Genomic DNA, 25,305 nt, shown 5'->3' with positions numbered 1-25,305 from the left:
GCGTTATGAATTTGCACCTGACCGGACACCACCTGGACGTTACCCCAGCCCTGCGCGAATATGTGCAGTCCAAACTGTCGCGACTGAGTAACCACTTTGACCATGTGATTGATGTCAAAGTCACTTTCAGCGTTGAAAAATTGGTGCAAAAAGTCGAAGCAACCCTGCATGTACCGGGCAATGACCTGCATGCGGAGAGCAGTGCCGAGAACATGTATAGCGCTATCGACACCCTCACGGACAAGCTGGATCGCCAGGTCGTCAAACACAAGGAAAAAATCAGTGATCACAACCAGGCTAATGGCGCACTCAAGCATCAACCAATAGAGTAAGTCGTTAGACCATGCTGCAGCAAAGTGCCCCGGCAGCAATAACGCCCTGTAATGGGGCGTGCTGTGAGGCACTTGCTGCAGCAGTTTCATGAGTAGAGCCCACTACAATCCCAAGGTACAAGTAGACGCCATGGCTGAAATCAGTGTTACCCAGCTTTACAAGGATACCCGTCGCAAGCTCAAGCTGACCTGGATCGCAGGCCTGGCAGGCGGCGATAACCCGCTGACCAGTGAAACGGTGACCAAACCCTCCCTGGCACTGATAGGCCACCTGAATTTCGTACACCCCAACCGCGTACAGGTACTGGGATGTGCCGAAATGGATTACCTGCGTAGCCTCAAATCCAAAGAACTACAGCAGGCCATCAAGAATTTGTTTTCTGCCGATCTGGCAGCGATTATTGTCGCCAACGGTGAAATCCCCCCGCAAGAGCTGATTGCAGCTTCGGACGATTACAGCACTCCCCTATTCACCTCGCCGCTCCGCAGCCCAGGACTGATGGATGTACTGAGCCATTATCTGGCACAAGCTGTTGCCGTCTCGGAAAGCCTGCATGGGGTCTTCCTCGAGGTGCAGGGATTTGGCATTCTGGTCAAGGGCAACCCGGCCATCGGCAAGAGCGAGCTCGCCTTGGAACTGATCTCGCGCGGACATAGACTGGTGGCAGATGATATTGTCGATTTTTACCGTATTGCCCCTGACAGGCTGGAAGGACGTTGCCCACCACTGCTTCAGGATTTCCTGGAAGTACGCGGCCTGGGCGTGCTGAATATACGCGCCCTGTTCGGTGATAATGCAGTCAAACCAACCAAGCCACTGGATTTGATTGTGCAACTGGAAATGGCAGACACCATGGTGCCGCTGGACAGGCTCAAAATCAAATCGCAACATGAAACCATCCTGGACGTCAAAATTCCCAAGGTCGTCATTCCAGTCGCAGCTGGACGGAATATTGCGGTATTGGTGGAAGTTGCGGTCCGCAACCACATGCTGCTGCTACGTGGCATCAATGGCACCAAGCAGTTCATGCAGCGCCAGCATCGTGAAATGGCGCGCACGGCAAGAAAGCTCAAACTGGCGGAATAATCCATGCAACTCGTCATCGTTACCGGCCTGTCCGGCTCCGGCAAAAGTATCGTCCTCAAGATGCTGGAGGACAGTGGCTACTATTGCATAGACAACCTGCCCGCCACCTTGCTGCCGCAGATATCCGAACACCTGAGCAATGTCCAGCACGAACAGGTTGCTATCAGCATTGATACACGCAGTGCCTCACTGGAAGCCCTGCCGGATAATATTCGCCAGCTCAAGAGCCAGGGCATGGATGTACAGGTGCTCTTTCTTGAGGCCAATGTGGAAACACTGGTCAAACGTTACAGCGAAACACGGCGACGCCATCCGCTGAGCAAGGATACCAGCACACTGGCAGAAAGCATCAGCCATGAACGCCACTTGCTGGAACAGCTGGTCGACCTGGGCCTGCGCATAGATACCAGTAACCTGAGTGCCAACACCCTGCGTAACTGGGTCAAGGAATTCGTGATCCAGAAGAATGGTGAGCTCACCCTGCTGTTCTCCTCATTCGGCTTCAAACATGGTATTCCACTGGATGCCGACTATGTATTCGATGTACGTTGCCTGCCCAACCCCTACTATGACAAAGAGTTACGCCCATTCACCGGCCAGGATGCCGTAATCCGCGACTATCTGGAAAAACAGGAAAACGTCCACCGCATGTATGAAGACATACAAGGCTTTGTCTCGCGCTGGCTCCCGTGCTTTGTACAGGATAACCGCAGTTATCTGACAGTGGCCATCGGCTGCACGGGTGGACAGCACAGATCGGTTTATTTGGTGGAACGCCTCGGAGCTTATTTCCGCCAGCACCAGCAAAAAGTGCTGATCCGGCACCGTGAACTGGAAAAAAGCTAGTTCGCCACCATCATATGACTATGCGCGCTCACTTGAACGCTTTGTGAAACAGGACATTTACGCATGATCGGAATACTTATCATCGCCCATGGCACACTGGGCGAAAGCCTGATCCACTGTGCCAGCCACGTGATGGGATCACGTCCCCAACTATTAAGACAGCTGGGGGTAGGCACGCATGACGATCCCTCTGCCTTACTACCCCAGGCGCAGCAAATGATCAGGGAGCTGGACGAAGGCCAGGGGGTACTGATACTTTCTGATATCTATGGTGCCACGCCCTGTAACCTGGTCAGCAAGCTATTGATCCCTGGCCATGTGGAGGGCGTTGCAGGCGTTAACCTGCCCATGCTGGTACGCGCATTGACTTATAGAAACGCCAACATCATGACTCTGGTCGATAAAGCCATCAGTGGCGGCCGCGATGGGGTTGTACATTTTTCCAAGGACGCATGTAAGCATCATGATTAAACAAGAAATAGAAATCATCAACAAACTGGGGTTGCATGCCCGTGCCTCTACCAAGCTGACACAGACTGCCAGCCAGCATACCTGCGAGATATGGATAGAACGTAATGGACGCCGCGTGAATGCAAAAAGCATTATGGGCGTCATGATGCTGGCCGCCAGCAAGGGCAGCAAAATCAATCTGGAGACCAACGGTAGCGATGAACAGGCGGCCATGGACGCCCTGGTCAATCTTATCAATGGTCGCTTTGGCGAACCCGAGTAAGTCCATCATGTCATTTCCTACCCCCCCGCAGGAATAAGACCATGGCCCAGAATACCAAGGTTAGTTTTTCCATTCATGGCGTGGGCGTCTCCAGTGGCATTGCCATCGGGAACGCCCATATAGTATCCAGTGCATTGCTTGAAGTGGTGCACTATCAAGTCCCCAAAAAAGCACTGGGCGCAGAAATCCTCCGCTTTGAAAATGCCATAGACAGAGTCAAGCTTGACCTGGAAGCGGTACGTGATCAGCTTCCCGCCAATGCGCCAGCCGAGCTGGACGCATTCATCAACACCCATCTGATGATCCTCGCGGACAAGCATTTGTCCGAAGAACCCAAGGCCATCATTGAACAGGAGCTGTGCAATGCCGAATGGGCGTTGAAGCAGCAAATGAACGAGCTGGTCGCGCAATTCGAGCTGATTGAAGATGAGTACCTGCGTGAACGCAAGCAGGATGTAGTACAGGTAGTCGAGCGCATCATCAAGGTATTGCTCGGCCATCCCAGCGAAGTCGCAATCCGTCCCAATGAAAGCGCATTGATTCTGGTCGCGCATGATGTATCGCCCGCCGATGCAATCCAGTTCAAGCATCACCAGTTTGCGGCTTTTATCACCGATGTCGGCGGCGCCACCTCACACACTGCCATTCTTGCCCGTAGCCTGAATATTCCGTCCATCGTCGCCTTACATCGCGCACGTGACCTGATCCGCGATGGTGAATTGATTATTGTGGATGGCAATTACGGCATCGTGATCGTCAATCCCGACAAGGACACACTGGCTGAATATCGTTTGCGCCAGGAACAATGGGAGCTGGAGCAACAAAAACTCAAACGCCTCAAGCTGACCAGGGCCGTGACGCTGGATGGCGTTGAAGTGGAACTGCACGCCAATATCGAAGTCCCTTCCGATGTGGCAAAAGCCAAGGCGGTGGGGGCGACCGGCATTGGACTTTATCGTACCGAGTTCCTGTTCATGAACCGGCGCGAAATGCCCAATGAAGAAGAACAGTTTGCTGCTTATCGCACCGTGACAGAAATGATGAAGGGTTTACCGGTCACCATCCGCACGCTGGATCTGGGTGCCGACAAGCAAATGAACCCGGATGCGGCCCGCAGTTGCACCAACCCCGCACTGGGCCTGCGCGCCATTCGCCTGTGCCTGTCTGAACCGCATATTTTCCATGTGCAGTTGCGCGCCATCCTGCGCGCCTCACATTATGGGCAAATCAAGATTCTGATTCCCATGCTGTCCAACCTGTCTGAGCTGCGTCAAACCGTGGTATTACTTGAACGCGCCAAGGAAAGTCTGAGAGCGGAGAAACTACCTTTCGATGAACACATCAAACTAGGCGGCATGATAGAAATCCCAGCGGCGGCATTAAATGCAGAGGCATTTGCCCGTGAACTGGATTTCCTTTCCATTGGCACCAATGACTTGATCCAGTATTCCTTGGCAATTGACCGCACTGATGACTCGGTATCGCACCTATACAAGCCCACTCATCCAGCCGTCTTGAAATTGATAGAGATGACTATCCGTGCCGGTAACAAACTGAACAAACCGGTATCGGTCTGCGGTGAAATGGCGGGAGATGTCGCCTTTACCCGCTTGCTCATGAGCCTGGGGCTGCGCCAGTTATCCATGCATCCGTCTCACATCCTCACCATCAAGCGGCAGGTGCTGCAATCTGACCTTAGCACAGCAGCTCCTATCGCGCGCAAAATCATGAGCAGTTACGACATCGATAAAATTGAACCCTTACTGCACAAACTCAATCTGTAGAGTCTGAGTAGGTTTTTTTGGGATGAGAGCACCATATATCCATTTATCAACCCGTACGTTCAATTGCTGAGGTACCCCATCATGACCAACCTGATTCCCGTTGCCAGTGACAACGAAAAAAACATCGCGGTTCTCACACATCTGGGCGGTACCTTGTTCAGCATTGTGCCCAGCCTGATTGTCTGGTTACTGAAGAAGGATGACAGCGCATTTATCGGTGCTCACGCGCGTGAAGCGCTTAATTTTCAGATCACCCTCTTGATAGGCTACGCGATCAGCTCCATATTGATTTATATTCTCATCGGATTTTTAATCGGTGGCATCCTCTGGATTGCCAACATCATTCTCTGCATCGTGGCTGCGATTGCTGCCAGCAAGGGAGAAGAATACCGTTATCCGTTTACGCTACGTTTGATTAGTTAAGGACACCAAGTGAGCACTAACCCACCAACCAACAATCCTTTACTGCACTTCTCCGGCCTGCCTCAATTTGACCAGGTCAAAGCCAGCCATGTCACGCCTGCCGTCGATTACTTGCTGGAACAGGGCAAGACTTTGGTTGAATCACTGGTAGCAGACCAGACGGAGCCCACCTGGGATAACTTTGCACGCCCACTGGAAGATTTTGAAGAACAGATTTCACGGGCGTGGTCACAAGTGGGTCATTTGAACGCCGTCATCAATAGCCCGGAATTGCGTGAAGCCTATAACGAAAACCTGCCCAAGCTCACTGCGTTTTACGCTGACCTCTCACAAGACGAACGACTGTATGCCAAGTTCCGCGCCATTCGGGCCAGCAAAGCCTATGAAAGCCTGAGCACCGCCCAGCGCAAGATTCTTGAAAATGAGCTGCGGGATTTCCGTCTGGGCGGTGCTGAACTGCCAGAAGACAAGAAAGCCAGATTCAAGGCAATCCAGGAAGAGCTTTCCACACTATCTTCCAAGTTTGAGGAAAACCTGCTGGATACCACCAATGATTACGCGCTCTTTATCGAAGATGCAGCAGAGCTGAGCGGCATTCCGGAAGACGCCTTGCAAGCCGCGGCGGAAGCTGCCCAGGCCGATGAAAAAACCGGCTGGAAATTCAGCCTGCAATTCCCTTCCTATATGCCTGTCGTGCAATACGCAGAAAATCGCGCACTGCGTGAACAACTTTACCGCGCTTACGCAACCCGCGCGTCAGAATTCGGCAAACCTGAATGGGATAACACCGCGCTGATCGCCAGCATACTCAAGCTACGCCGTGAAGCTGCCACCCTGCTTGGTTACAAGAATTATGCTGAAACCTCGCTGGCTACCAAGATGGCAGAAACACCCGCACAGGTAGAGGAATTCCTGCAACAACTTGGCGTACGGGCCAAACCGTTTGCCGAACGCGACATGCAAGAGCTGAAAGCCTATGCTGCAGACAAGCTCGGTCTTGCCGAACTGCAAGCCTGGGATATCGCCTACGCTTCTGAGAAACTGCGTGAAGATAAATACGCGTTTTCTGACCAGGAGGTGAAACAGTACTTCCCGGAAGCCCAAGTGCTGCATGGCCTGTTCAAGGTCACAGAAACCATCTTCGGCCTGCAGGTGAACAAGACACCAGCCCCAGTCTGGCATGAATCTGCCAGCTTCTATGAAATCACCGACCAGCAAGGCAATGTCATTGGTCAGTTCTACCTGGACCTCTACGCCCGCAACAACAAGCGTGGCGGTGCCTGGATGGACGAGGCCATCACCCGTCGCCGCAAGCCCCACGGCGTGGAAACGCCTGTGGCATACCTCACCTGCAACTTCTCGGCTCCCGTCGGCGGCAAACCTGCCCTCTTCACCCATGATGAAGTCATCACCATGTTCCACGAGTTTGGCCATGGCCTGCACCATATGCTGACCCAGGTGGAAGACTACGGTGTGTCTGGCATCAAGGGCGTGGAATGGGACGCAGTGGAGCTGCCCAGCCAGTTCATGGAAAACTTCTGCTGGGAATGGGACGTGCTGCGCCACATGACCAAACATGTGGACACCGGCGCACATTTGCCGCGTGAACTGTTCGACAAAATGGTCGCCGCCAAGAATTTCCAGGCTGGCATGCAGACCATGCGCCAGATCGAATTCTCCCTGTTCGACATGCGCCTGCATGCAGACTTTGATCCATTCAGCACACAAACTGCACTCGACCTCATCGAACAAATCCGCGATGAAGTCGCCGTAGTCCGTCCACCCAAGTGGAACCGTTTCCCCAACAACTTCTCCCACATCTTTGCCGGTGGTTACGGTGCAGGCTATTACAGCTACAAATGGGCAGAAGTGCTATCTGCAGACGCCTACAGCATGTTTGAGGAAAACGGCGTGCTATCTGCCGAAGCAGGCAAACGCTTCTGGAACGAAATCCTTGCCCAAGGTGGCTCCAGGCCTGCTCTGGAATCATTTATTGCATTCAGGGGTAGGGAGCCAAGTATTGATGCGTTGTTAAGGCATAACGGAATGAGGGCTTAAGAGAATGAGATACGGCGCAATACCCGTTGGCTATTGCGCGCTACTTGCTGGTAGTTATGAGGATAATGTGGACTATCTGGCGGTGGTCAAATGCCTCGGACAACTATATTAAGTTTTTCTTCATCGCTCTAATCAGCAAGCTGCCAAATCAAACTAAATATTTAGGCAATACCCAGAAAAACCGCCAGGCAGCGTTGCACTTCCACCATGGTAGTGGCATCAATACGGCCAAAGACTTCACCTGCTTTGTGTCTTGTGATGGTGACGGTTTTATCGATCATGACTTGCGAGGGTTTATCCAGGCCATTCTGCTGGTCGGGATGAATACTTACACGCAATAAAGGTGCTTCCACCAATGCACTGGTGACGGGTAGCACGGTGATGGTGGGATGTTCGTTGAATTGATCTGCCTGAATCACCAATGCGGGACGAGGCTTGCCGAACGCTCCCTGCAAAGCAATGGTGATGAGGTCTCCACGCTGCACTATTCCCATCCTTCAATATCTTCAAGTGCTTGATCCAGCATACTGGAGACATCTTGGTTGGTGGACTCTGCTTTAGCAATCAACTGTGACTGACGCCTGCATTCCGCTGCAAAACCAGCCTGGCGTGTGTCTGGCACCCAAATTTGTACGGGACGCAAACCTGCCATACGCAAGGCGTGGCGGTGCTTCTTGACTCGATCATTGACTAAAGTTGCCATATTCATCCCCAAAACTGTTACATGCAACATCGTATGCTCATTTTATGTTACATGCAACATAAGGACTGTCATGTAATGATTGATGGGGTGGCGTTATGTGGATTGCATTTTGCCAAAATTGGAGTGGCAGTTTTCTACGAACATGCGTTAAGCTCCGTTTCCTCATCCAACTGCATTCAGGAATTCCATGGCGCTCAAATCCACCGTATTCAAGGCCAATCTGCAAATTGCGGACATGGAGCGACATTATTACCAGGATCATGCGCTGACATTGGCACGGCATCCTTCGGAAACAGATGAGCGCATGATGGTGCGTTTGCTGGCATTTGCCCTGCATGCGGATGAATTGTTGGCCTTTGGCCAGGGTATGACAGACGATGAGGAGGCGGATATCTGGCGCAAGGATCTCACCGGCAAGATTGAGCAGTGGATTGATGTGGGCCTGCCGGATGAGAAACTGATCCGCAAGGCCTGTGGACGGGCTGATACCATGCTGGTGTATACCTATGGTGGCCGCACGGCAGAGATGTGGTTTGCCCAGAATGCAGATGGCTTTGCCCGGCTCAAGAATTTGTCTATCATCAACTTGCCGCCAGAAAACACCAAGGCATTGGCAGACTTGGCTCAACGCAGCATGAACCTGCAATGCACGATACAGGACGGCCAGGTGTGGTTGAGTGATGGTGAACGCAGTGTTGAGGTGCAATGCGAAAAGTGGAAATAGCCTATAGGCGAGAAATAGACCGAAAGCGCTCGTCAATGCGGCCACGAAAACCACATGGACAACTACCGTCAGCACTTTGATCATTAAACCAACACCATGCTCAAACCGCTCACGCTTAAATTTCTTGCCGCCTACATTGCAGTATTTATTTTGCTATCGCTCTGCCTGTATCTTTATCCCCATTATGTAGACTAGCCGTTAGGGATAGTCTGGGCAATTCCCTATCTCTCCATCTATGTGTTTCATCATATTGGCATGCCTGGATTGCTCCAGCATGATGGTGCATGTGGCTGGGGCTGGTGCGCCCCCTCGATATTTGGTTGGGGGTTTCTGGGCTTTTCCTGGGGCTTGATTGCCTGGTTATTTGCTTGGGCTTCAGCTTGCATCGCCAGGAAAGTCATGAAGACCAGGGAATAGCTATAAAACACATCGCCCCGCACATTATGCTTTGGTAAAACTCCCCTGTTCCGCATCACCAAATGCTCTTAACAGATCAGCACTTTTCAGGGCTAGCGCATAACCGAGAATGCCGCTACCAATCACCACGGTTTCATAATCACCTAAACTGCTATCCACCATGACCTTCAGCCCCTCGGGCAATGCTATCGGTGGCACGGCTCCCACTACATACCCGGTTGCCTCGGGCACTTCGTCATATTCCGCCATCCGCAGCTTGCGTTCATCCAGATGATTGCGTAGCAAAGCCCAATCAGCACGGCCACCACCTGCCACCGCCAGGAGTATAAATTTCTCCGACCCTGTGCGGAACACGACGCTGCGCACCACGGATTTTGGCTCCAGACCCTGGCTTTCCAGTAATTCTTCCAGGTTGCGTACCGGCTTTTTATCCTCACTTAGCGGAATCTCTATCACACTAAAAGTAATGGCCAGTCGGTTCAGCAAGTCTGTGACTGGTGAAGTAAATGCTGTGGTCATGTCTCTTCTCTTCGTTTAGTTAACTCAGCCTTATTGTAATCAGGCTCACATGATCCAGTAAGGTGCCTGAGCCAATCAAATGTATCATGGCACCTGCATGTGGCATCAATATCACAACCTCTGCATCTGCCTCAATACCTTGGGAAGGAGTACAACACAGCATGATAGCAACGTCATTATTTCAATCCATTAAACTGGACATTATTGCCACTGTTGGCCTTTCCAAGGATGCGCTTCACATCTATGTCGGACTGGCGGTGTTCCTTGTGGCAGTGGCACTATTCCGCAAACCACTCAAGTCCATCAGCCCATGGATTGTCGTATTTACCGTCGCTATTGCGGGAGAAGTACTGGATAGGCGTGATGACATCGCAAGTTTGGGCCATTGGCGTTGGGCAGCCAGCTTGCACGATATAATCAACACGCTGTTCTGGCCCACCGTACTCATTGTATTGGCAAGATTCAGCTCCATTTTGGGAGGTTCAAGTGATCAAAACACCTGACATTTGCATGCACAAGAAGCCCATTCAACCTGCAGCCACAACCAAACAGGATTGAAATGAGCTCACCGCTTGGTACTATCATCATCTATGCGAAAGATATGGAGAAAACCGCCCGTTTTTATTGCAGACACTTTGGTTTTGAGAGCACAGGTGAAGTGCATGAAGGGCTGATCGAGCTTCATGCGCCGTTCGGTGGAGCAGCCATTCTGATTCATCAGGCTGCCAAGTCCATCAAGCTCGGCCAGGTTGGCGTTAAGCTCTCCTTTCATGTGCAAGAGATTGAGGCATTCATCATTAACGCAGCAAACAATGGATTAAAATTTGGTGCGTTACATCACGCCCATGGTTATAGTTTCGCCAACGCCAAAGACCCTGACAATAACGCAATCAGTATCTCCAGCAGGGTATTTCGTATTGCACAACAATGAGCTGAATTGACGATATGGCTCACTCAGGATTTCCACTCAAGGATCGCATGAATATACTCAAAGTCATCGCACAGGATTTCATCAAGCCAGAGTACATTGATCAAGTCATGCCTTTATATATAGAACTGGTTGAGAAAAGTAAGCAAGAACCGCTTTGCATCGCGTATGACCTGTTTATTAATCAGAAAGACCCAGGCCATTTTATTTTCATTGAAGAATGGCCGGATAAAGCCGCACTCGACCTGCACTGCCAGACTGAGCATTTCAAGCTGTTAGTGCCGAAAATCAACCAGCTCAGGCGCGAAGAAGGCACGTTTTTGCTGATGGATACGTTTAATGGTCCTGCCTCACCGTTATAACCTACACGCCTGCTTTCATGACTGCCCATACCCCTTCCAATCCGGTTGAAAAATCAGGACTACATCCCCGCAACCAGCATAGAGCGCGTTATGATTTTGAGCAGTTGACGCGGGCTCATCCGGTTTTGGCGAATTTTGTGCGTTTGAATGAATATCAGGATGCTTCCATCAACTTTGCTGATCCACTGGCAGTGAAAGCCCTTAACCAGGCATTGCTCAAGCACTATTACGCGATTGCCGAGTGGGATATCCCGGCACAATTCCTTTGCCCTCCTATTCCTGGCCGGGCAGATTACCTGCATTACCTGGCCGACTTGCTGGCAGCAAGCAATGGCGGATTCATCCCGCGTGGACGGCAGATACAGGTGCTCGATATCGGTGTGGGCGCTAATCTGGTGTATCCCCTGATCGGCCAGCATGAATACGGCTGGCAATTCGTGGGGGCCGATATCAACCCTCAGGCATTGGACAATGCGCGCCAGATTGTAGCGGCCAATCCAGGTCTGGATCATGCCATCACCCTGCGCCTGCAGGCGAACGCTGCTGTCATTTTCCCAGGAGTGGTTGAGGCCACTGATCGCTTCGACCTGACCATGTGCAACCCGCCATTTCATGCATCGCAGGATGACGCTGCTGCTGGTACCCAACGTAAATGGCAAGGACTGGAAAAGAGCCGTGGCAAGCCTGCGCGCAGAAGCAGCAAACCCCTGCCTGCCCACAAGCTGAATTTTGGCGGACAATCTGCCGAACTGTATTGCGAGGGAGGTGAAGAAGCATTTATCGACCGCATGGTCAGCGAAAGCGCCGCTATAGGCAGGCAATGCTTATGGTTTACTACGCTGGTGTCCAAAGCCACCACCCTGCCCGCGGTCTATCGCGTACTGCGGCAGGCCGATGCATTCAAGGTCAAGACCATTGACATGGCACAAGGGCAGAAGAAAAGCCGCGTTGTAGCATGGACTTTTCTTGATAGCCAGCAGCAACGTGCCTGGGTCAGCCAGCGCTGGCCAACAGCAACATCCCGCTAGAGCAAGTCATTGCCGATGCGGGAATGATAAACTTGCAACTCCTAGAACCTGAAATGCTGCATTCATGAAACTCGCCACCTGGAACGTCAACTCCCTCAATGTACGCCTGCCTCACGTACTGGACTGGGTAGCCACAGAAAAACCTGATGTACTGTGCCTGCAGGAAACCAAGCAGGAAGACATCAAGTTTCCTTATGAAGCACTGTCCCAGGCAGGCTACAACGCGATTCATATCGGGCAGAAAACCTATAATGGCGTGGCAATTCTCAGCCCACATGCCATTGAAAATCCACAATTAGGGATTCCGGGATTTAATGATGAACAAAAGCGGCTGATCACCGCCACCATCAATGGTATCAGGATAGTGTGTGCCTACATTCCGAATGGACAGAGTCTGGATTCAGACAAATATCAATACAAACTGGGCTGGCTGGAAGCCCTGACGGCTTATCTGCAAAATGAGCTGGCGCAACATCCAAAGCTGGCGTTGCTGGGAGATTACAATATTGCTCCTGAAGATCGCGATGTGCATGATCCGGCAGCATGGATTGGTCAAGTGCTGGTGAGCGAACCTGAACGTCATGCTTTTCAGGGCTTGTCCGCATTGGGATTGCATGACAGTTTCCGCCTGTTTGACCAGGAGGAAGCCAGCTTCAGCTGGTGGGATTACCGCATGGCAGGATTCCGCCGCAATCTAGGCATGCGCATAGACCACATTCTGGTCAGTACACCATTGGTGAACCAATGCACCCGCAGCTGGATAGATAAGGAGCCACGCAAGCTGGAACGCCCTTCCGACCATACTCCGGTAGTACTGGAACTTTCTTGTTAACCCATCAATGCTGGTTACATTGATGATGTAAGCGCTGGTAATCGGCACATACCCAAACTTTGTACTTAATTCACTACTCCGTTTTGATATCCATATAAGCTTTATGAACCCCGTCATTCAAGAAGAGCCCTCCGGCTGTGGTATTGCCAGTGTGGCTGTGCTCGCAGGCATCACTTACACACAGGCAAAAGCAGTGGCTAACCAGTTGGGCATCTTTGCCGAGGATACCCGCTTATGGTCCACAACTGATTATGTGCGCAGACTGCTAGGCCACTTTTCTATTGAAGTGGATCACCAGGAAACCACTTTCACTTCCTGGCAAGCACTGCCTGATATTGCCCTGCTTGCCATCAAATGGCGGCTTGAAAACGGCCAGCCATACTGGCATTGGGTAGTATTCTGGCGTAGTCCTGATGGACCTGTTATTCTCGATTCAAAGAAAACATTAACCAAGCATGTGCGCTGGGATTTTGGTCGGATCAAGCCCAGGTGGTTTATTCCGATCAGCACATCCTAGTGCAAGGGCTATTGCCACAAGGGAGAAATGAATATGGCAGATGAGAAAAAACTGGAAGGACTGGGTGGCTGGCTGATATTGGTCGGCATTGGCATTATTGCTTCCCCATTGCGGTTGCTTTCCCAGATTATCCCCATTTATTCCGACATGTTTTCCAAGGGTTATTGGGACCTTCTGACCACCCCCGGCAGTTCTGCTTACCATGCATTATGGGCACCTATTCTCTCCCTGGAAATCTTCATCAATGTTGCGCTGGTCATTACCTGGATATGGGTCGCCATATTATTCTTCCGCAAAAAACGACAATTCCCCACCTGGTATATCAGCACATTAATTTTCACCCTTGCTTTCATTGTGCTGGATGCCATCGCCATCAAAATGGTATTGCCTGAAGAAACCATGTTTGATGCAGAGACCACCAAAGAAGTGCTTCGCTCCCTGGTGGCCGTGGTGATCTGGGTACCTTATATGCTGCGATCAAAACGCGTGCACGCCACCTTCGTCAGGTGATGACAGGTCAACGCCACTCACAGGAAAGACGTTAACTATTAACAACACCTAGGGAGTGGATATCATGGTCACACACACAGATGATCAAAGCCTGGATACCGCGTTTATCAACAGGACTCCCACCCTGTTCGTTTACGTCAAGATCCCGGTCAATCCGCACCATAGAGCAGACCCTTTTCACCAGCGTGAAAATGAACTGGCGCTGATCCTGCAAAACCAGGATGCAGGCAGCGTCATCGGCTGGGGAGAGTCAGTGAGTGATGCAGGACATGATGGCACCCAGCATCTCATGCATCAACGCATAGACATCACCACCATCAATCTCGATATCACGCGCCATGCTTTGCGCACAGCGCTGACACAATTGGCAGTCCCACCAGGGACAGAAATTCATTACACTGAAGCGGAAACGATGCTGATGGACGTTTATTCACGCGACGATTGGCGCTTGCATGTGCCATGCTTGTAGCATGCGTGATCGATCAAAGCACAGGATGGCGTATTCACAGGATAACATCGTCACAATTCATGCCTGCCCACTCCCTGCCTAAATAGGTCGATATAGCAGTTTCATGGCAATATAGCAGCCTTCAACCATCAACCTTTACCAAGACACACGCATGGAACAATGGATAGACCGCAGGCGCTATAGTGCAGGTTATGCAGGTAAGCCTTTTAACTCCAGCACGGCAGACAGCGATTACCAGCGTGATCGCGCGCGCATTATCCACTCTTCCTCATTTCGGCGCCTGCAATCCAAAACGCAGATTTTCAGCATAGGCGACAGCGACTTTTATCGCACCCGCCTTACGCATTCGCTTGAGGTTGCCCAGATAGGCTCTGGTATCTGTGAGCAATTGCGCCAGCAATATGCCCACCATGCAGAGTGGATCCCGTCCCTCAGCCTGATTGAGGCTATCTGCCTGGGACATGACCTGGGTCATCCGCCTTTTGGCCACGGCGGTGAAGTCGCCCTTAACGCATTCATGTATGAGCATGGCGGATTCGAGGGCAACGGTCAGACATTGCGCATCATTGGCAGGCTGGGAGAATACTCGCCTGAACACGGCCTGGACCTTACCCGTCGCACCATGCTGGGTTTGCTGAAATACCCAGTGCTGCATAGCGAAGTCGCGCATTACCCAACCAATATCCAGACCACCGCTTCCAATATCGACCATGCCCGTCCACCCAAATGCCTGCATGATGATGAAGCGGACATTCTGCAGTGGATATTAGCGCCCTTACCTGCCGATGAGAGGCAGCGTTTCCGGGAGAGAAAAGTGCTGAATAGCAAACATGGGAAATCCATCCATAAAGGCTTTGATACATCCATCATGGAGCTGGCAGATGATATTGCCTATGGAGTTCACGACCTTGAAGACGCACTGGCATTGGAGCTGATTACCGCCAAGCAGTGGCATGAACTGGTGATGGTTGAGGCGAATGATTTATCCACCTGCCCCCTTGCAGTTGAGGCCGATTTCTATAACAACAAACTGTTCTCTGGCAATGATCGTGACCGCAAACACGCCATTAGCAAACTGGTCAATTATTTCATCAGCCATATCCACATTGTCGAGCAACAGGGATTCACCACCCCTCTACTGAGGCTGCAAGCACAGATGGAAACCGAGGCAGGTGCCCTGCTCCATATCCTCAAGCGTTTTGTGTTTGATATCGTGATCCGTCGCCCGCAAATCCAGGCCCTTGAATTCAAGGGGCAGCAAATGATCATGCGGCTATTTTCCACGCTGCTGGAAAACCCTGACCGCCTGTTGCCACAGCCCACCTTGCAACTGTTCCATGGCAGTGACAATCAGCCACGCATCATTTGCGACTATATTGCCAGCATGACCGATATCTACGCCACCAGGCTCTACCATCGCATGTTCAGCCCGGATATTGGTTCTGTATTCGACAAGATATAACTTTCATCAGGCGCCTAATCGGGTTCTAACGTCTTCCCGCCTTAAACAAGAGTCACCTCAACACCTATCTCATTCGCAGTATTCGCGCTCATGGCAGGCGGGATTCGCCCATATGCAATGGATCGCAAGCTCGCCAGATAATCAATCGACGCACAGCCTACAGCCCAAATGTCAGCATCCCGCCAACATCCAGAAATGGACAACTTCCTCCATTTCGCACCAAATACCACTCAAAACACTGACAATTGTTGACAATTACATCGATCAACAACACTGATTGTCCTTTTATACTTGCGCCTGCAAGGTCGTCATTCCCACCACCTTGTATATCGAAACACATTCATTCAAGGAGATTGGCAATGAAACAATATGGTGCAGAGTTTATCGGCACATTCTGGCTGGTACTTGGTGGCTGCGGCAGTGCAGTGCTGGCCGCTTCCTTTCCTGAGGTTGGCATTGGGTTTCACGGTGTTGCGCTGGCATTTGGGCTTACGGTATTAACCATGGCATTTGCCATTGGTCACATTTCCGGCTGCCATCTCAACCCGGCTGTTTCAATTGGCCTCTGGGCAGGTGGTCGTTTTGGCGCAGCACAACTGGTGCCATATATCGTGGCCCAGGTAACAGGTGCCATTGCTGCAGGCGGTGTGCTGTTTGTGATTGCCAGCGGGCAAGCAGGTTTTGATGTCAGTGCAGGGTTTGCCTCCAATGGATTTGGTGAGCACTCTCCTGGCGCTTACTCTCTCACCGCCGCACTGGTCACTGAAATTGTCATGACGGCATTCTTCCTGTTTATCATCATGGGCGCTACCGACAAGCAGGCACCCTCAGGATGTGCCCCTATCGCCATTGGCCTGGCCTTGACCCTGATTCACCTCATCAGCATTCCGGTCACCAATACTTCGGTTAATCCAGCGCGCAGCACTGGGGTTGCGGTGTACGCAGGTGGCTGGGCCACCGATCAGTTATGGCTGTTCTGGCTTGCGCCTATCCTAGGCGGCATACTGGGAGCGTTGATGTATCGCGCGTTGGCAGAAAAATCACAATCCTAGATCACATCTGGCAATGGCTGGGTTTAAACGCAGCCATTGCAGCCATACTGGCTTTTGTGTTCTCCTTACAGGATGACGCCTGAGCCGATTATTCCTCCCATCCAGCAAGCAGATAATTCGCTGAGTGTTGCCGCCCTTTTGACCCTTTCCGGTGGCTTTCTTGATGCTTTCAGCTATGTCGGGCATGGGCATGTATTTGCCAATGCCATGACAGGCAATATTGTCCTGATGGGCGTGGCAATGGCAGAACAGGACTGGGCACAGGCCTTACGCCATCTGCCGCCATTACTGGCGTTTGTGACCGGCGTCTTTTTTGCCAATTGCCTGAGACTTCCCAGTGTGCGTCGATTTCTACCTAATCCGGCGCTGGTCTGCCTTGGCCTTGAAATCATCATCCTCAGCATCGGCAGCATGCTGCCAGTCAGTTTCCCGGATGCGTGGCTAGTGCCGTGCATCGCATTGGTGGCTGCCATGCAGAACTCCAGCTTTACACATATAGGCACGACTCCTTACAACTCCGTCATGACAACCGGAAACTTGCGCCGCAGCATAGAAGGTTTGTTCAAGGGAATGACTCACAGCAGCAGTTTGGCGTTGCAAGAGGCCAAACTATTCGGGCTGGTGTGCGTGTGTTTTCTGCTGGGTGCCATCATCGGCGGCTTTGCCACCCTTAGCCTGCACAACCTGGCGTTGGTCGTGCCGGTTGCCATGTTGTGCGTGGCCTTTGCCATCTGCCTGTATGATCGACAATAGGCAGATCCAGGCTACTTGGTCTTGACGCCTAACTGCTTGAGTTTGCGATAAAGATGGGTACGTTCCAGCTGTACATTTTCCGCCACCTTGCTCATATTGCTGCCTGCCTTCGCGATATGATGCTCAAAATACAAGCGCTCAAATTCGTCGCGCGCTTCACGCAATGGCAGGTCCAGATTAAAGGACAAGGACACCACTTGGCTTGCGGATTCACTTGCTGTGGCGCTGGATTGATGAAACTGGGCAAATTGGCCCAGCACGCGATTGACATCCGCCAGCGTGATTTTCTCACCCAGGGAAGTCTGCACCAGATTCCGTATCACGCTATCCAGCTGGGCCAGGTTGCCAGGCCAATCCGCATTCCGCAGCCCGTTCAACGCGGCAATATCAAACTCGCGATACGCCGTTTCACCCGTTTCCACCATCAATGTCACCATGGAGCGTGCCAGATCAGGAATATCTTCACGATGATCTTCCAGGGCGGGCACACTCACCGTTGTCACCGATAACAACTGCAAGAGACTATTATCAAACCCGCCTTCTGTCACCAGTTGTGGTAGCCCGCGAGCCGTGCCACAGACCACTCTCACGCCATATTTATCGGCTTTGGCAATCAGGAGCAACAACCCTTTTTGCTCGGTTTTGGTGAGATCAGCCACCTCCGGAATAAAGATCATCCCTTCTGAAGCAAGCTCGAGTAAATCCAGGGGGGCCGTTGCCAAACGCTCGTTTTCAGTGATAACCGACCAGGGCGTGTTGGGCTGGTGCAAAAAGCGCGCACAAAGCTCGATACCGCTCCCTTTGGCACCAATGATCAACAAGGCACTTTTTAAAGCGGCGACCTGCTCCAGGCGCTGACGCAATTCAGTAATGACCGCACTCTTGCCGAGATTCACGAGATTCATGTCGGAACGTGGCAACTGTTCGCCATGCTTGAGGGCAGCGTTGACTGTCTTCAGTAACTTCTGCAAGGCAATTGGTTTCTCGAGGAAATCAAATGCCCCGATACGCGTGGCTTCCACCGCGGTATCAATGGTGCCGTGCCCAGACATCATCACCACTGGCATCGTCAGCAGACCGGCATTACCCCATTCCTTGAGCAGGCTGATGCCGTCACAATCAGGCATCCAGATATCCAGCAACACCAGATCCGGACGTGTTTGCTGGCGCCAGCTACGCGCTTCCGCTGCGTTCTCTGCAAGCCGCACCTGATATCCTTCATCCTGCAAAATATCCCTTAACAACTCACGGATGCCGATCTCGTCATCCACAACTAGCACTTGCCTTGCCGTCATTGCTTGCGCTCCGCTATTGGTATGGTCACGGTGACAATTGCCCCACCGAGTTCCAGGTTTTCCACCTTGATATTGCCTTTGTGTTCTTCAATGATTTTCTTGACGATCGCCAACCCCAGCCCGGTACCGTGCCGCTTGGTGGTCATATACGGCTCAAACGCGTGGGAGAGAATTTCCATGGGGAATCCATCTCCATTGTCCTTCACACATAACTTGACGCGTTCATCCATCACCGTGCAGGCAATGGTGATCGTCGGTTGTGCTGTCTCTATCAATGCATCCTGGGCATTCTGTAACAGGTTATGCAAGACCTGCCGCAACATGGTGGCATCGCCTTGCACCTTGGGCAGGTCTGGTGCGATATCGAGATTGATCGCCACATTGCCAGCCTCATATAGTGCCAGCACGTCCTGAATCAACTGATTCAGGTCCACAATGCCCAGATTGAGGGCCGGTGAACGCGCATATTCGCTGAATTCATTCACCATGGTTTTCATCGCATTCACCTGGTTTACGATAGTCGCTGTCGCACGGCTCAACATTTCAGCATCGCTCCTATCCAGCTTGGAAGCCAGTTTATGCTCCAGGCGTTCTGCCGAGAGTTGGATAGGCGTCAGCGGATTCTTGATTTCATGCGCCAGACGCCGCGCCACTTCAGCCCAGGCAGCATCCCGCTGCGCCTGTGCCATTTGGGTAATATCATCAAACACCACGACAAAACCGCTATCAGGCCCATCTGGCAGGCGCGTACCCCGTACCAGTAATACCTGTTTGCCCTGGGTGGTATTCACTTCCATCTGCTCTTGCCACTCGGCCGAGGCATCTGCCTTGAAATACACCTGAATACGGTTAACAAAACCAGCCAGGGTTTCTTGCTGATGCGTCAGCATATCCAGAGGCTGGTTCACGGTGTGCTCATCAAGACGCACGCCCAGAATATGTGAGGCGGCGTAATTGAATGTACGCAATTGACCATGCTCACCCAGCACCAGTACCCCGGAAGACAAGTGTGCCAGGATAGTCTCCAGATAACCTCGTGCCGCTTCCAGCCTGGCCCGGTTACGGTCAGCCGCTTGGGTGGCATCATTCAGTTGGCGCGTCATGCTGTTAAATGATTGCACCAGAATACCCAGTTCATCCTTGCCATGGGCAGGCAGGGTAATACTGTAATCACCACGTTCAATGGCGCGAGTACCTTCTGCGAGTATGCCCAGTGGCGCAGAAAGCCGGCGGCTCAAGACAAAAGCAATCGCAATCGAAGACAGCATGGCCAGCATCAACACCAGCGTGAGTGTGAGTGCAAATACCTCTTTCAGCGACTCCCGGCTGAATGAAAGCTCCTGATAATCTTCATACACGTCCTGTACCGCTTCCGCCGTGACGGAGAGACTCTTGGGTACCGGTTGCAGCAATTGCAATATGCGCGTTTCACCTGCCATGTCAGTCATGGTCACTGGTGCCAGCACCCGTAGATACAGCCCTTTACCCAGTATAGGCTCAATCACGCCATATACATGCTGCCGCCCCTGTCTCAGTTGCGGCACACTGGGCAGTTCAGGCAGAAAGCTGGAAGGATCTCCGCTGGAAAAAGCCAGGATCCGCCCCTGCAAGGTCAACAAAACAGCGTCGCGTACGCCACTTTTCTCACGCAAGTCATTTAGTACAGTCAGGTGAGTGTTGCCTGGCTGGAAAGCCAGCGACAAGGCCATGGTTTCGCCTTTTTCCTCCAGATCCGACAGCATGATGTCCAGGGCACTTTGTCCCAGGCGCAAGCCGCCTTCCAGCGCTGCCTCCACCTTGACGTTGAACCACGACTCAATCGATCGTGTGAGGAAGTTGACCGACACCGCATACACGACAACCCCAGGAATTACCGCCATCAAGGCAAACCCACCCAGCAGACGCAATGTCAGGCGACTGCCCATGACGCTACTGCGCATCTGGCGATACAGCCGCCACAGCTGCACACCAATGAGGATAATCAGCGCCAAGGCCAGCGCCACATTCAGCACCAGCAAGGCGGTGTAATAACTACCTGATGCGGCTGTTGGCGTACTGGCGTGCGAAAGCAGGTACAGCAATACCGCACCTAGCGCCGCGCTGATGAACACAATGTATTTCATTTAGTTACCGAGTGCTGGTGTCCAGCGGAAGCGCTCAGACACCATGTTCCAGTCTTCTGAACTCAGGGTATCCACCTGCAAGGCCTTGGGAAGCTTGGACTGGTCGAGGCGCATACGCACGGCAGCCTGGTAAGTCTCACCTTTCTTCAGCAGGTCTTTTTCCAGGACTTGCCATCCCTTGATGCTGGATAGCTCTTCCTTGGCCTCCTGAATACTGGTAAATGACAACTGGTGTCCATCGCGATTCACCAGATACTGGCGCGAGAGGGCGTGATAATTCAGGGAGACTTTACTGGTCAGGCTGACAATTTCGTCATCGAACCAGTATTTACGAGGGGAAACCACCTGGAACTCCACCAGAAAATTCAATGACATGCCTTTATTGACCGCCTCCTCAACTGCCGGACTGAGCGTCAACTCAAAATCGGCATCCAGCAAATAGGCTTCTTCAATCGGCAGTAATTCAGCGGACTTGATCTGCAGGCTGCTCTGGGCAGCCGACACGGCACCCGAGGTTAAAGCAAGGAAAATAAGTGCAAATACACTAAACCTTCTGCAGTAATGCGTAAAAGAAGCCGTCATGTTCCTTACCGGGATACAGTTGTCCTTGGGTTGTTTCCAGTTGTGCATGCCTGTAGGGTAACAGCTTGGCATCTGCATGAGCATGTAGAAACTGATCGATTTGCTGCTGGTTTTCTTCATGAAACACCGAGCAAGTCACGTAAAGCAATTTACCACCCTTTGCCAGCAACCGCCACAAACCCTGCAGGATAACCGCTTGCTGCTGGGTAAAAGAACTAATGTCCTGCTCTCGCCTCAACCATTTGATATCGACATGACGACGGACAATCCCGGAAGCCGTGCATGGGACATCGGCCAGAATGCGGTCATAAGGCACGCCATCCCACCAGGTATCAGGCGTGGCAGCATCGCCGACAACCAGCTTTGCCTTGAGCTGCAACCTGTCCAGATTTTCCTGTACGCGCTGCAACCGTTGTTCATCATTATCCATCGCCGTCATGGCCACATCCGCCAGCTCCAGCACGTGTCCAGTTTTGCCCCCAGGCGCGCAACAGGCATCCAGCACGCGCATGCCATCCTGGGCATCCAGCGCTAATGCCGCAAACTGGGCGCCATAATCCTGTACGGAAGACCGTCCTTCACCAAATCCTGGAATACGGCCTACGGGCGTTGGCCGCTCAAGCACCACTGCATCATCCCCCAGTAGGGTCGCAGCCAGGCCAGCGCCATGCAGTTCCTGCAAATAGCTGTCAGCATCGCCATGGCGGCGATTGACACGCAGGGTCATGGGCGGATGTTCATTACCCGCTTCCAGCATGGCCTGCCAGCTTTGCGGATATTGCTGCCTCAGCTTATTGATCCACCACTGCGGATAGGAATAAAGGGCCTCTTCATTCCCTTCCAAGTGGCTTTCCAGCTCGGGCTGCTGACGGAGGAAATTACGCAATACCGCATTCACCAGGCCTTTGGCCCAGGATTTTTTGGTCTTGGTGGCCGCCAGCACTGCCTGGTTGACCACGGTATGAGAAGCCGCACGATCAAACGACAGCTGATACAAAGCGACCAAAAGCAAGTGATGAATATATTCATCGGTCAGCGGTTTTTGTAGCAGAAGATCCAGCACTGCCTGCAAGCGACCGTAAAACCTGACAGTGCCGTAGCTCAAGTCCTGTGCGACAGCGCGTTGCTGCGGAGTAATAGAGGCATGGCGACGGAAAATATCCTCCAATACCGTTGAAAGATTACGTCCATCCAATACCTGGCCGACGGCTTGCGCGGCAAGCTGCTGTGATATATGCATGGGATCAGCTCGCCATCGCCATGAGGCGCGAGATACGTTCCTCGGTGTTGGGGTGGGTACTGAACAAGCCCTTGATCCCATCGGTAGACAACGGGTTGATAATCATCATCTGCGCCGTCTCTGGATGCTGCTCAGCAGTCTCCAGGGGAATCTGGTGAGCATAACTGTGGATTTTTTTCAGGGCTGCAGCCAGCGCTGTCGGGTCGCCGGAAATCTCAGCGCCCGCACGGTCAGCCTCAAATTCGCGTGCACGAGAAATCGCCATCTGGATCAGCATGGCCGCAATTGGGGCCAGGATCATGATGAGGATAGCCACTGCCGGATGCACAGCACGATCCCTGCCTTGAGAAAACAGCATGCCAAACTGGGCAATCGATGAGATGGCACCAGCAATCGTGGCAGAAATCGTAGAAATCAGCGTATCACGGTGCTTAACGTGTGCCAGCTCATGCGCCATCACCCCGCGCAACTCGCGCTGGGTCAGGATGCGCATAATGCCTGTGGTTGCAGCTACCGCAGCATGTTCGGGGTCACGACCTGTTGCAAAGGCATTAGGCTGGGCCTCATCAATAATGTAGACCTTGGGCATGGGGAGCTGGGCATTCTGGGCCAGCTCCTTCACCATTTGATAAAACTCTGGGGCGCTGCTGGCATCAACTTCGCGTGCGTTGTACATCTTCAGCACAGCCTTGTCGGAGAACCAGTAGGCGTAAACATTCATGGCCGCGGCCAGAAGCAGCGCGATCATCATGCCACCAGCGCCACCCAGCGCGGCCCCCACCGAGCCGAACAGGACGACGATCCCTGCCATCAAGATGGATGTTTTCAACCAGTTACCTACCATGTGACCCTCACTAAATAATGCAGTTAAGTATTTCCCTACTTAGATCGTGCCTAAATAGAAAAATTCAAGTCCAGCTTGAGCGCCAAGCGCTTAAAGACCAAAACGTTCGCCGATACTCAAGACACGCCCTGCGAGGAAATCCCTGGCCTTTAGTCGCTTACCCCCTGGCATCTGCAATTCCTCAATCCTGAGCAAGCCACTCGCACAGCCCACGGCAATGGCATCACCCAGTGCCACTATCTCTCCCGGCGTAGCACTGCCAGGCAAAGCCTGCGCCATCCAGATCCGACAGACCTCGCCATGCAGCAGACTCTGCGCGACCGGGAAGGGGTTGAATGCACGCACCTGCCGCGAAAGCGCTTCCGCACTCTGGTTCCAGTCTATCGCCGCTTCTGCCTTATTCAGCTTCTCTGCATAGGTAACCAAAGCCTCATCCTGAGGCTCGGCTTGCAAGCGACCACTGGCCTGCAGCTGGTCCATGGCCTGTACCATGAGTGCCGCTCCAATACTGGCCAAGCCATCATGCAGGGTTTGTGCAGTATCACGGTCGGTAATCGACAAGATGCCTTTCGAGATCATGGCACCAGCATCCAGTGCTGGGACAACCTCCATAATCGTGACACCGGTCTCAGTGTCTCCCGCCAACAAAGAACGTTGTATCGGAGCAGCGCCGCGCCAGCGTGGCAGTAAAGAAGCATGGATATTGAAACACCCGTGACTCGGCATACCAAGTACCTTGGTCGGGATAATCAATCCGTATGCGGCCACCACCATGGCATCTACATTTTCCGCGGCAATCCGTGCCTGTACAGCTTCATCTTTCAGCGTTTCAGGTTGAAAAACGGCGATGTCATACTGCAAAGCCAGCTCCTTTACCGGACTCGGCCTCAATTTCATGCCCCGCCCAGCAGGCCGATCCGGCTGCGTCAGCACCAGGCTGACTTCATGAGAGGATGCAATCAGTGCATCCAAAGCGGGCACCGCAAATTCCGGCGTACCGGCAAATATGATTTTCATTGGGACGTCTTTAAGTTTGGGACTAACTTTAACTGGGGCTATCTTGGCTTACAGATAGCTTGAGCTTCTTTAAATCAGCGTGATCAAACCCGCTCACGCTGACGTTTTTTCAGCTTGTTCTTGATGCGGCTCTGTTTCAGGGAGGACAAATATTCAACGAACACCTTGCCCAATAAATGATCAATTTCGTGCTGGATACACACGGCTAACAGACCTTCCGCCTCCAGGGTGAATGGCTTGCCATGCTCATCCAGCGCTTCCACTGTAACCTTCTCTGCCCGCGTCACGGTATCGTAAACACCAGGGACAGAGAGGCAACCTTCTTCATAGTCCTGGGTGCCACAACTATTCAGTATCCGCGGGTTAATGAACACCCTAAGCTCACTTTTATCCTCGGACAAGTCCATCACAATCACCTGCTTATGCACATCAACTTGCGTAGCCGCCAAGCCGATGCCGGGAGCGTCATACATGGTTTCGGCCATATCACGCACCAGCCGCCTAATATCGCCGTTAACATCATCAACAGGGCTGGCCACTTTATACAAGCGGGGATCGGGGTAAGTCAGGATGTCTAAAATTGCCATAAAAGCTTGATTGTTTAATAGATTAAATGCAGAATCCAGTGCAAGTTACAGAATATTAATATTAAATCTGCGCCCACC

30 protein-coding genes are annotated in these 25,305 nt (G+C 52.2%); 20 read left to right on the top strand and 10 right to left on the bottom strand.

Annotated elements, in window-relative coordinates; translation table 11 throughout:
- The first annotated feature begins 5 nt into the window (after window positions 1-5).
- The 8 genes from hpf (at window position 6) to LG201_RS10140 (ending at window position 7,263) form a co-directional block, all read left to right on the top strand.
- Entirely contained in the window at window positions 6-332 is a 327-nt protein-coding gene (hpf, locus tag LG201_RS10175) for a ribosome hibernation-promoting factor, HPF/YfiA family (protein ID WP_226772093.1), read from the top strand.
- Between the two features lie 130 nt (window positions 333-462).
- Entirely contained in the window at window positions 463-1,419 is a 957-nt protein-coding gene (hprK, locus tag LG201_RS10170) for an HPr(Ser) kinase/phosphatase (RefSeq protein ID WP_226772172.1), read from the top strand.
- A gap of 3 nt (window positions 1,420-1,422) precedes the next feature.
- Window positions 1,423-2,265 carry an RNase adapter RapZ gene (rapZ, locus tag LG201_RS10165; protein WP_226772092.1) on the top strand — a complete coding sequence of 281 codons (843 nt, stop codon included), beginning with the start codon at window positions 1,423-1,425 and terminating at the stop codon, window positions 2,263-2,265.
- Window positions 2,266-2,328: 63 nt separating this feature from the next.
- The gene (locus LG201_RS10160) at window positions 2,329-2,736 is read left to right on the top strand and encodes a PTS sugar transporter subunit IIA (RefSeq protein ID WP_226772091.1); all 408 of its coding nucleotides are present in this window, start codon (window positions 2,329-2,331) and stop codon (window positions 2,734-2,736) included.
- Window positions 2,729-2,998 carry an HPr family phosphocarrier protein gene (locus LG201_RS10155; protein WP_226772090.1) on the top strand — a complete coding sequence of 90 codons (270 nt, stop codon included), beginning with the start codon at window positions 2,729-2,731 and terminating at the stop codon, window positions 2,996-2,998. The genes LG201_RS10160 and LG201_RS10155 overlap by 8 nt, the downstream gene beginning before the upstream one ends.
- 41 nt (window positions 2,999-3,039) lie before the next feature.
- Window positions 3,040-4,782, top strand: coding sequence for a phosphoenolpyruvate--protein phosphotransferase (ptsP, locus tag LG201_RS10150; protein WP_226772089.1), 1,743 nt, complete (start codon window positions 3,040-3,042; stop codon window positions 4,780-4,782).
- Window positions 4,783-4,863: 81 nt separating this feature from the next.
- Window positions 4,864-5,205: a DUF4870 domain-containing protein gene (locus LG201_RS10145; RefSeq protein ID WP_226772088.1), complete on the top strand. Its 342-nt coding sequence runs from the start codon at window positions 4,864-4,866 to the stop codon at window positions 5,203-5,205.
- 9 nt (window positions 5,206-5,214) lie between these two features.
- Window positions 5,215-7,263: a M3 family metallopeptidase gene (locus tag LG201_RS10140; protein WP_226772087.1), complete on the top strand. Its 2,049-nt coding sequence runs from the start codon at window positions 5,215-5,217 to the stop codon at window positions 7,261-7,263.
- Window positions 7,264-7,424: 161 nt separating this feature from the next.
- On the opposite strand, the gene LG201_RS10135 is transcribed toward LG201_RS10140, so the two are convergent.
- Together LG201_RS10135 and LG201_RS10130 are read right to left on the bottom strand one after the other, a co-directional pair.
- The gene (locus LG201_RS10135; RefSeq protein ID WP_226772086.1) at window positions 7,425-7,748 is read right to left on the bottom strand and encodes a type II toxin-antitoxin system PemK/MazF family toxin; all 324 of its coding nucleotides are present in this window, start codon (window positions 7,746-7,748) and stop codon (window positions 7,425-7,427) included.
- Entirely contained in the window at window positions 7,748-7,966 is a 219-nt protein-coding gene (locus tag LG201_RS10130; protein WP_226772085.1) for an antitoxin MazE family protein, read from the bottom strand. The genes LG201_RS10135 and LG201_RS10130 overlap by 1 nt, the downstream gene beginning before the upstream one ends.
- Before the next feature lie 187 nt (window positions 7,967-8,153).
- On the opposite strand from LG201_RS10130, the gene LG201_RS10125 reads away from it, so the two are divergent.
- The gene (locus tag LG201_RS10125; RefSeq protein WP_226772084.1) at window positions 8,154-8,690 is read left to right on the top strand and encodes a YaeQ family protein; all 537 of its coding nucleotides are present in this window, start codon (window positions 8,154-8,156) and stop codon (window positions 8,688-8,690) included.
- Window positions 8,691-9,131: 441 nt separating this feature from the next.
- Here the strand turns inward: LG201_RS10125 and LG201_RS10120 are convergent, their stop codons facing one another.
- Entirely contained in the window at window positions 9,132-9,626 is a 495-nt protein-coding gene (locus tag LG201_RS10120; RefSeq protein ID WP_226772083.1) for an aminoacyl-tRNA deacylase, read from the bottom strand.
- A 161-nt stretch (window positions 9,627-9,787) separates the two neighbouring features.
- Here LG201_RS10120 and LG201_RS10115 point away from each other — a divergent pair, with 161 nt between their 5' ends.
- The 11 genes from LG201_RS10115 to LG201_RS10065 all read left to right on the top strand — a co-directional run bounded on the left by LG201_RS10115 (window position 9,788) and on the right by LG201_RS10065 (window position 17,539).
- Window positions 9,788-10,129: a hypothetical protein gene (locus tag LG201_RS10115; protein ID WP_226772082.1), complete on the top strand. Its 342-nt coding sequence runs from the start codon at window positions 9,788-9,790 to the stop codon at window positions 10,127-10,129.
- A 56-nt stretch (window positions 10,130-10,185) separates the two neighbouring features.
- The gene (locus tag LG201_RS10110) at window positions 10,186-10,557 is read left to right on the top strand and encodes a VOC family protein (protein WP_226772081.1); all 372 of its coding nucleotides are present in this window, start codon (window positions 10,186-10,188) and stop codon (window positions 10,555-10,557) included.
- Window positions 10,558-10,604: 47 nt separating this feature from the next.
- Window positions 10,605-10,916 (top strand): putative quinol monooxygenase, encoded by a 312-nt coding sequence (locus LG201_RS10105; protein WP_226772080.1) that lies wholly within the window; start codon window positions 10,605-10,607, stop codon window positions 10,914-10,916.
- 17 nt (window positions 10,917-10,933) lie between these two features.
- Entirely contained in the window at window positions 10,934-11,944 is a 1,011-nt protein-coding gene (gene rlmF / locus LG201_RS10100) for a 23S rRNA (adenine(1618)-N(6))-methyltransferase RlmF (RefSeq protein WP_226772079.1), read from the top strand.
- A 64-nt stretch (window positions 11,945-12,008) separates the two neighbouring features.
- Window positions 12,009-12,776 (top strand): exodeoxyribonuclease III, encoded by a 768-nt coding sequence (gene xth, locus LG201_RS10095; protein ID WP_226772078.1) that lies wholly within the window; start codon window positions 12,009-12,011, stop codon window positions 12,774-12,776.
- Window positions 12,777-12,879: 103 nt separating this feature from the next.
- Window positions 12,880-13,293 carry a hypothetical protein gene (locus LG201_RS10090; protein WP_226772077.1) on the top strand — a complete coding sequence of 138 codons (414 nt, stop codon included), beginning with the start codon at window positions 12,880-12,882 and terminating at the stop codon, window positions 13,291-13,293.
- Window positions 13,294-13,326: 33 nt separating this feature from the next.
- Window positions 13,327-13,803 carry a DUF2569 domain-containing protein gene (locus LG201_RS10085; protein ID WP_226772076.1) on the top strand — a complete coding sequence of 159 codons (477 nt, stop codon included), beginning with the start codon at window positions 13,327-13,329 and terminating at the stop codon, window positions 13,801-13,803.
- 64 nt (window positions 13,804-13,867) lie between these two features.
- On the top strand, window positions 13,868-14,272 hold the full coding sequence (locus LG201_RS10080) for a hypothetical protein (protein ID WP_226772075.1): 405 nt from the start codon (window positions 13,868-13,870) through the stop codon (window positions 14,270-14,272).
- Window positions 14,273-14,423: 151 nt separating this feature from the next.
- Window positions 14,424-15,734 carry an anti-phage deoxyguanosine triphosphatase gene (locus tag LG201_RS10075; RefSeq protein WP_226772074.1) on the top strand — a complete coding sequence of 437 codons (1,311 nt, stop codon included), beginning with the start codon at window positions 14,424-14,426 and terminating at the stop codon, window positions 15,732-15,734.
- 359 nt (window positions 15,735-16,093) lie between these two features.
- Window positions 16,094-16,786 carry an aquaporin Z gene (gene aqpZ, locus LG201_RS10070; RefSeq protein ID WP_226772073.1) on the top strand — a complete coding sequence of 231 codons (693 nt, stop codon included), beginning with the start codon at window positions 16,094-16,096 and terminating at the stop codon, window positions 16,784-16,786.
- Window positions 16,787-16,840: 54 nt separating this feature from the next.
- Window positions 16,841-17,539 (top strand): YoaK family protein, encoded by a 699-nt coding sequence (locus LG201_RS10065; RefSeq protein WP_226772072.1) that lies wholly within the window; start codon window positions 16,841-16,843, stop codon window positions 17,537-17,539.
- An 11-nt stretch (window positions 17,540-17,550) separates the two neighbouring features.
- Here the strand turns inward: LG201_RS10065 and LG201_RS10060 are convergent, their stop codons facing one another.
- The 7 genes from LG201_RS10060 to def form a co-directional block, all read right to left on the bottom strand.
- Entirely contained in the window at window positions 17,551-18,834 is a 1,284-nt protein-coding gene (locus LG201_RS10060) for a sigma-54-dependent transcriptional regulator (RefSeq protein WP_226772071.1), read from the bottom strand.
- A complete protein-coding gene (locus tag LG201_RS10055; RefSeq protein ID WP_226772070.1) occupies window positions 18,831-20,957 on the bottom strand; it encodes a sensor histidine kinase in 2,127 nt (708 codons plus the stop codon). The genes LG201_RS10060 and LG201_RS10055 overlap by 4 nt, the downstream gene beginning before the upstream one ends.
- Window positions 20,958-21,461 carry a DUF4390 domain-containing protein gene (locus LG201_RS10050; protein ID WP_226772069.1) on the bottom strand — a complete coding sequence of 168 codons (504 nt, stop codon included), beginning with the start codon at window positions 21,459-21,461 and terminating at the stop codon, window positions 20,958-20,960.
- 40 nt (window positions 21,462-21,501) lie between these two features.
- Window positions 21,502-22,779 (bottom strand): 16S rRNA (cytosine(967)-C(5))-methyltransferase RsmB, encoded by a 1,278-nt coding sequence (gene rsmB / locus LG201_RS10045; RefSeq protein ID WP_226772068.1) that lies wholly within the window; start codon window positions 22,777-22,779, stop codon window positions 21,502-21,504.
- A 4-nt stretch (window positions 22,780-22,783) separates the two neighbouring features.
- Window positions 22,784-23,623: a zinc metalloprotease HtpX gene (gene htpX, locus LG201_RS10040; RefSeq protein WP_226772067.1), complete on the bottom strand. Its 840-nt coding sequence runs from the start codon at window positions 23,621-23,623 to the stop codon at window positions 22,784-22,786.
- 90 nt (window positions 23,624-23,713) lie between these two features.
- Window positions 23,714-24,640: a methionyl-tRNA formyltransferase gene (gene fmt / locus LG201_RS10035; protein WP_226772066.1), complete on the bottom strand. Its 927-nt coding sequence runs from the start codon at window positions 24,638-24,640 to the stop codon at window positions 23,714-23,716.
- Window positions 24,641-24,723: 83 nt separating this feature from the next.
- Window positions 24,724-25,227 (bottom strand): peptide deformylase, encoded by a 504-nt coding sequence (def, locus tag LG201_RS10030; RefSeq protein WP_226772065.1) that lies wholly within the window; start codon window positions 25,225-25,227, stop codon window positions 24,724-24,726.
- Between the last annotated feature and the right edge of the window lie 78 nt (window positions 25,228-25,305).

The organism is Methylobacillus gramineus (genome assembly GCF_020532675.1).
In the GTDB taxonomy this organism is placed as follows: domain Bacteria; phylum Pseudomonadota; class Gammaproteobacteria; order Burkholderiales; family Methylophilaceae; genus Methylobacillus; species Methylobacillus gramineus.
Note: the sequence above shows the minus strand (reverse complement) of the source record. Positions and strands in the feature narration are given on the sequence as shown.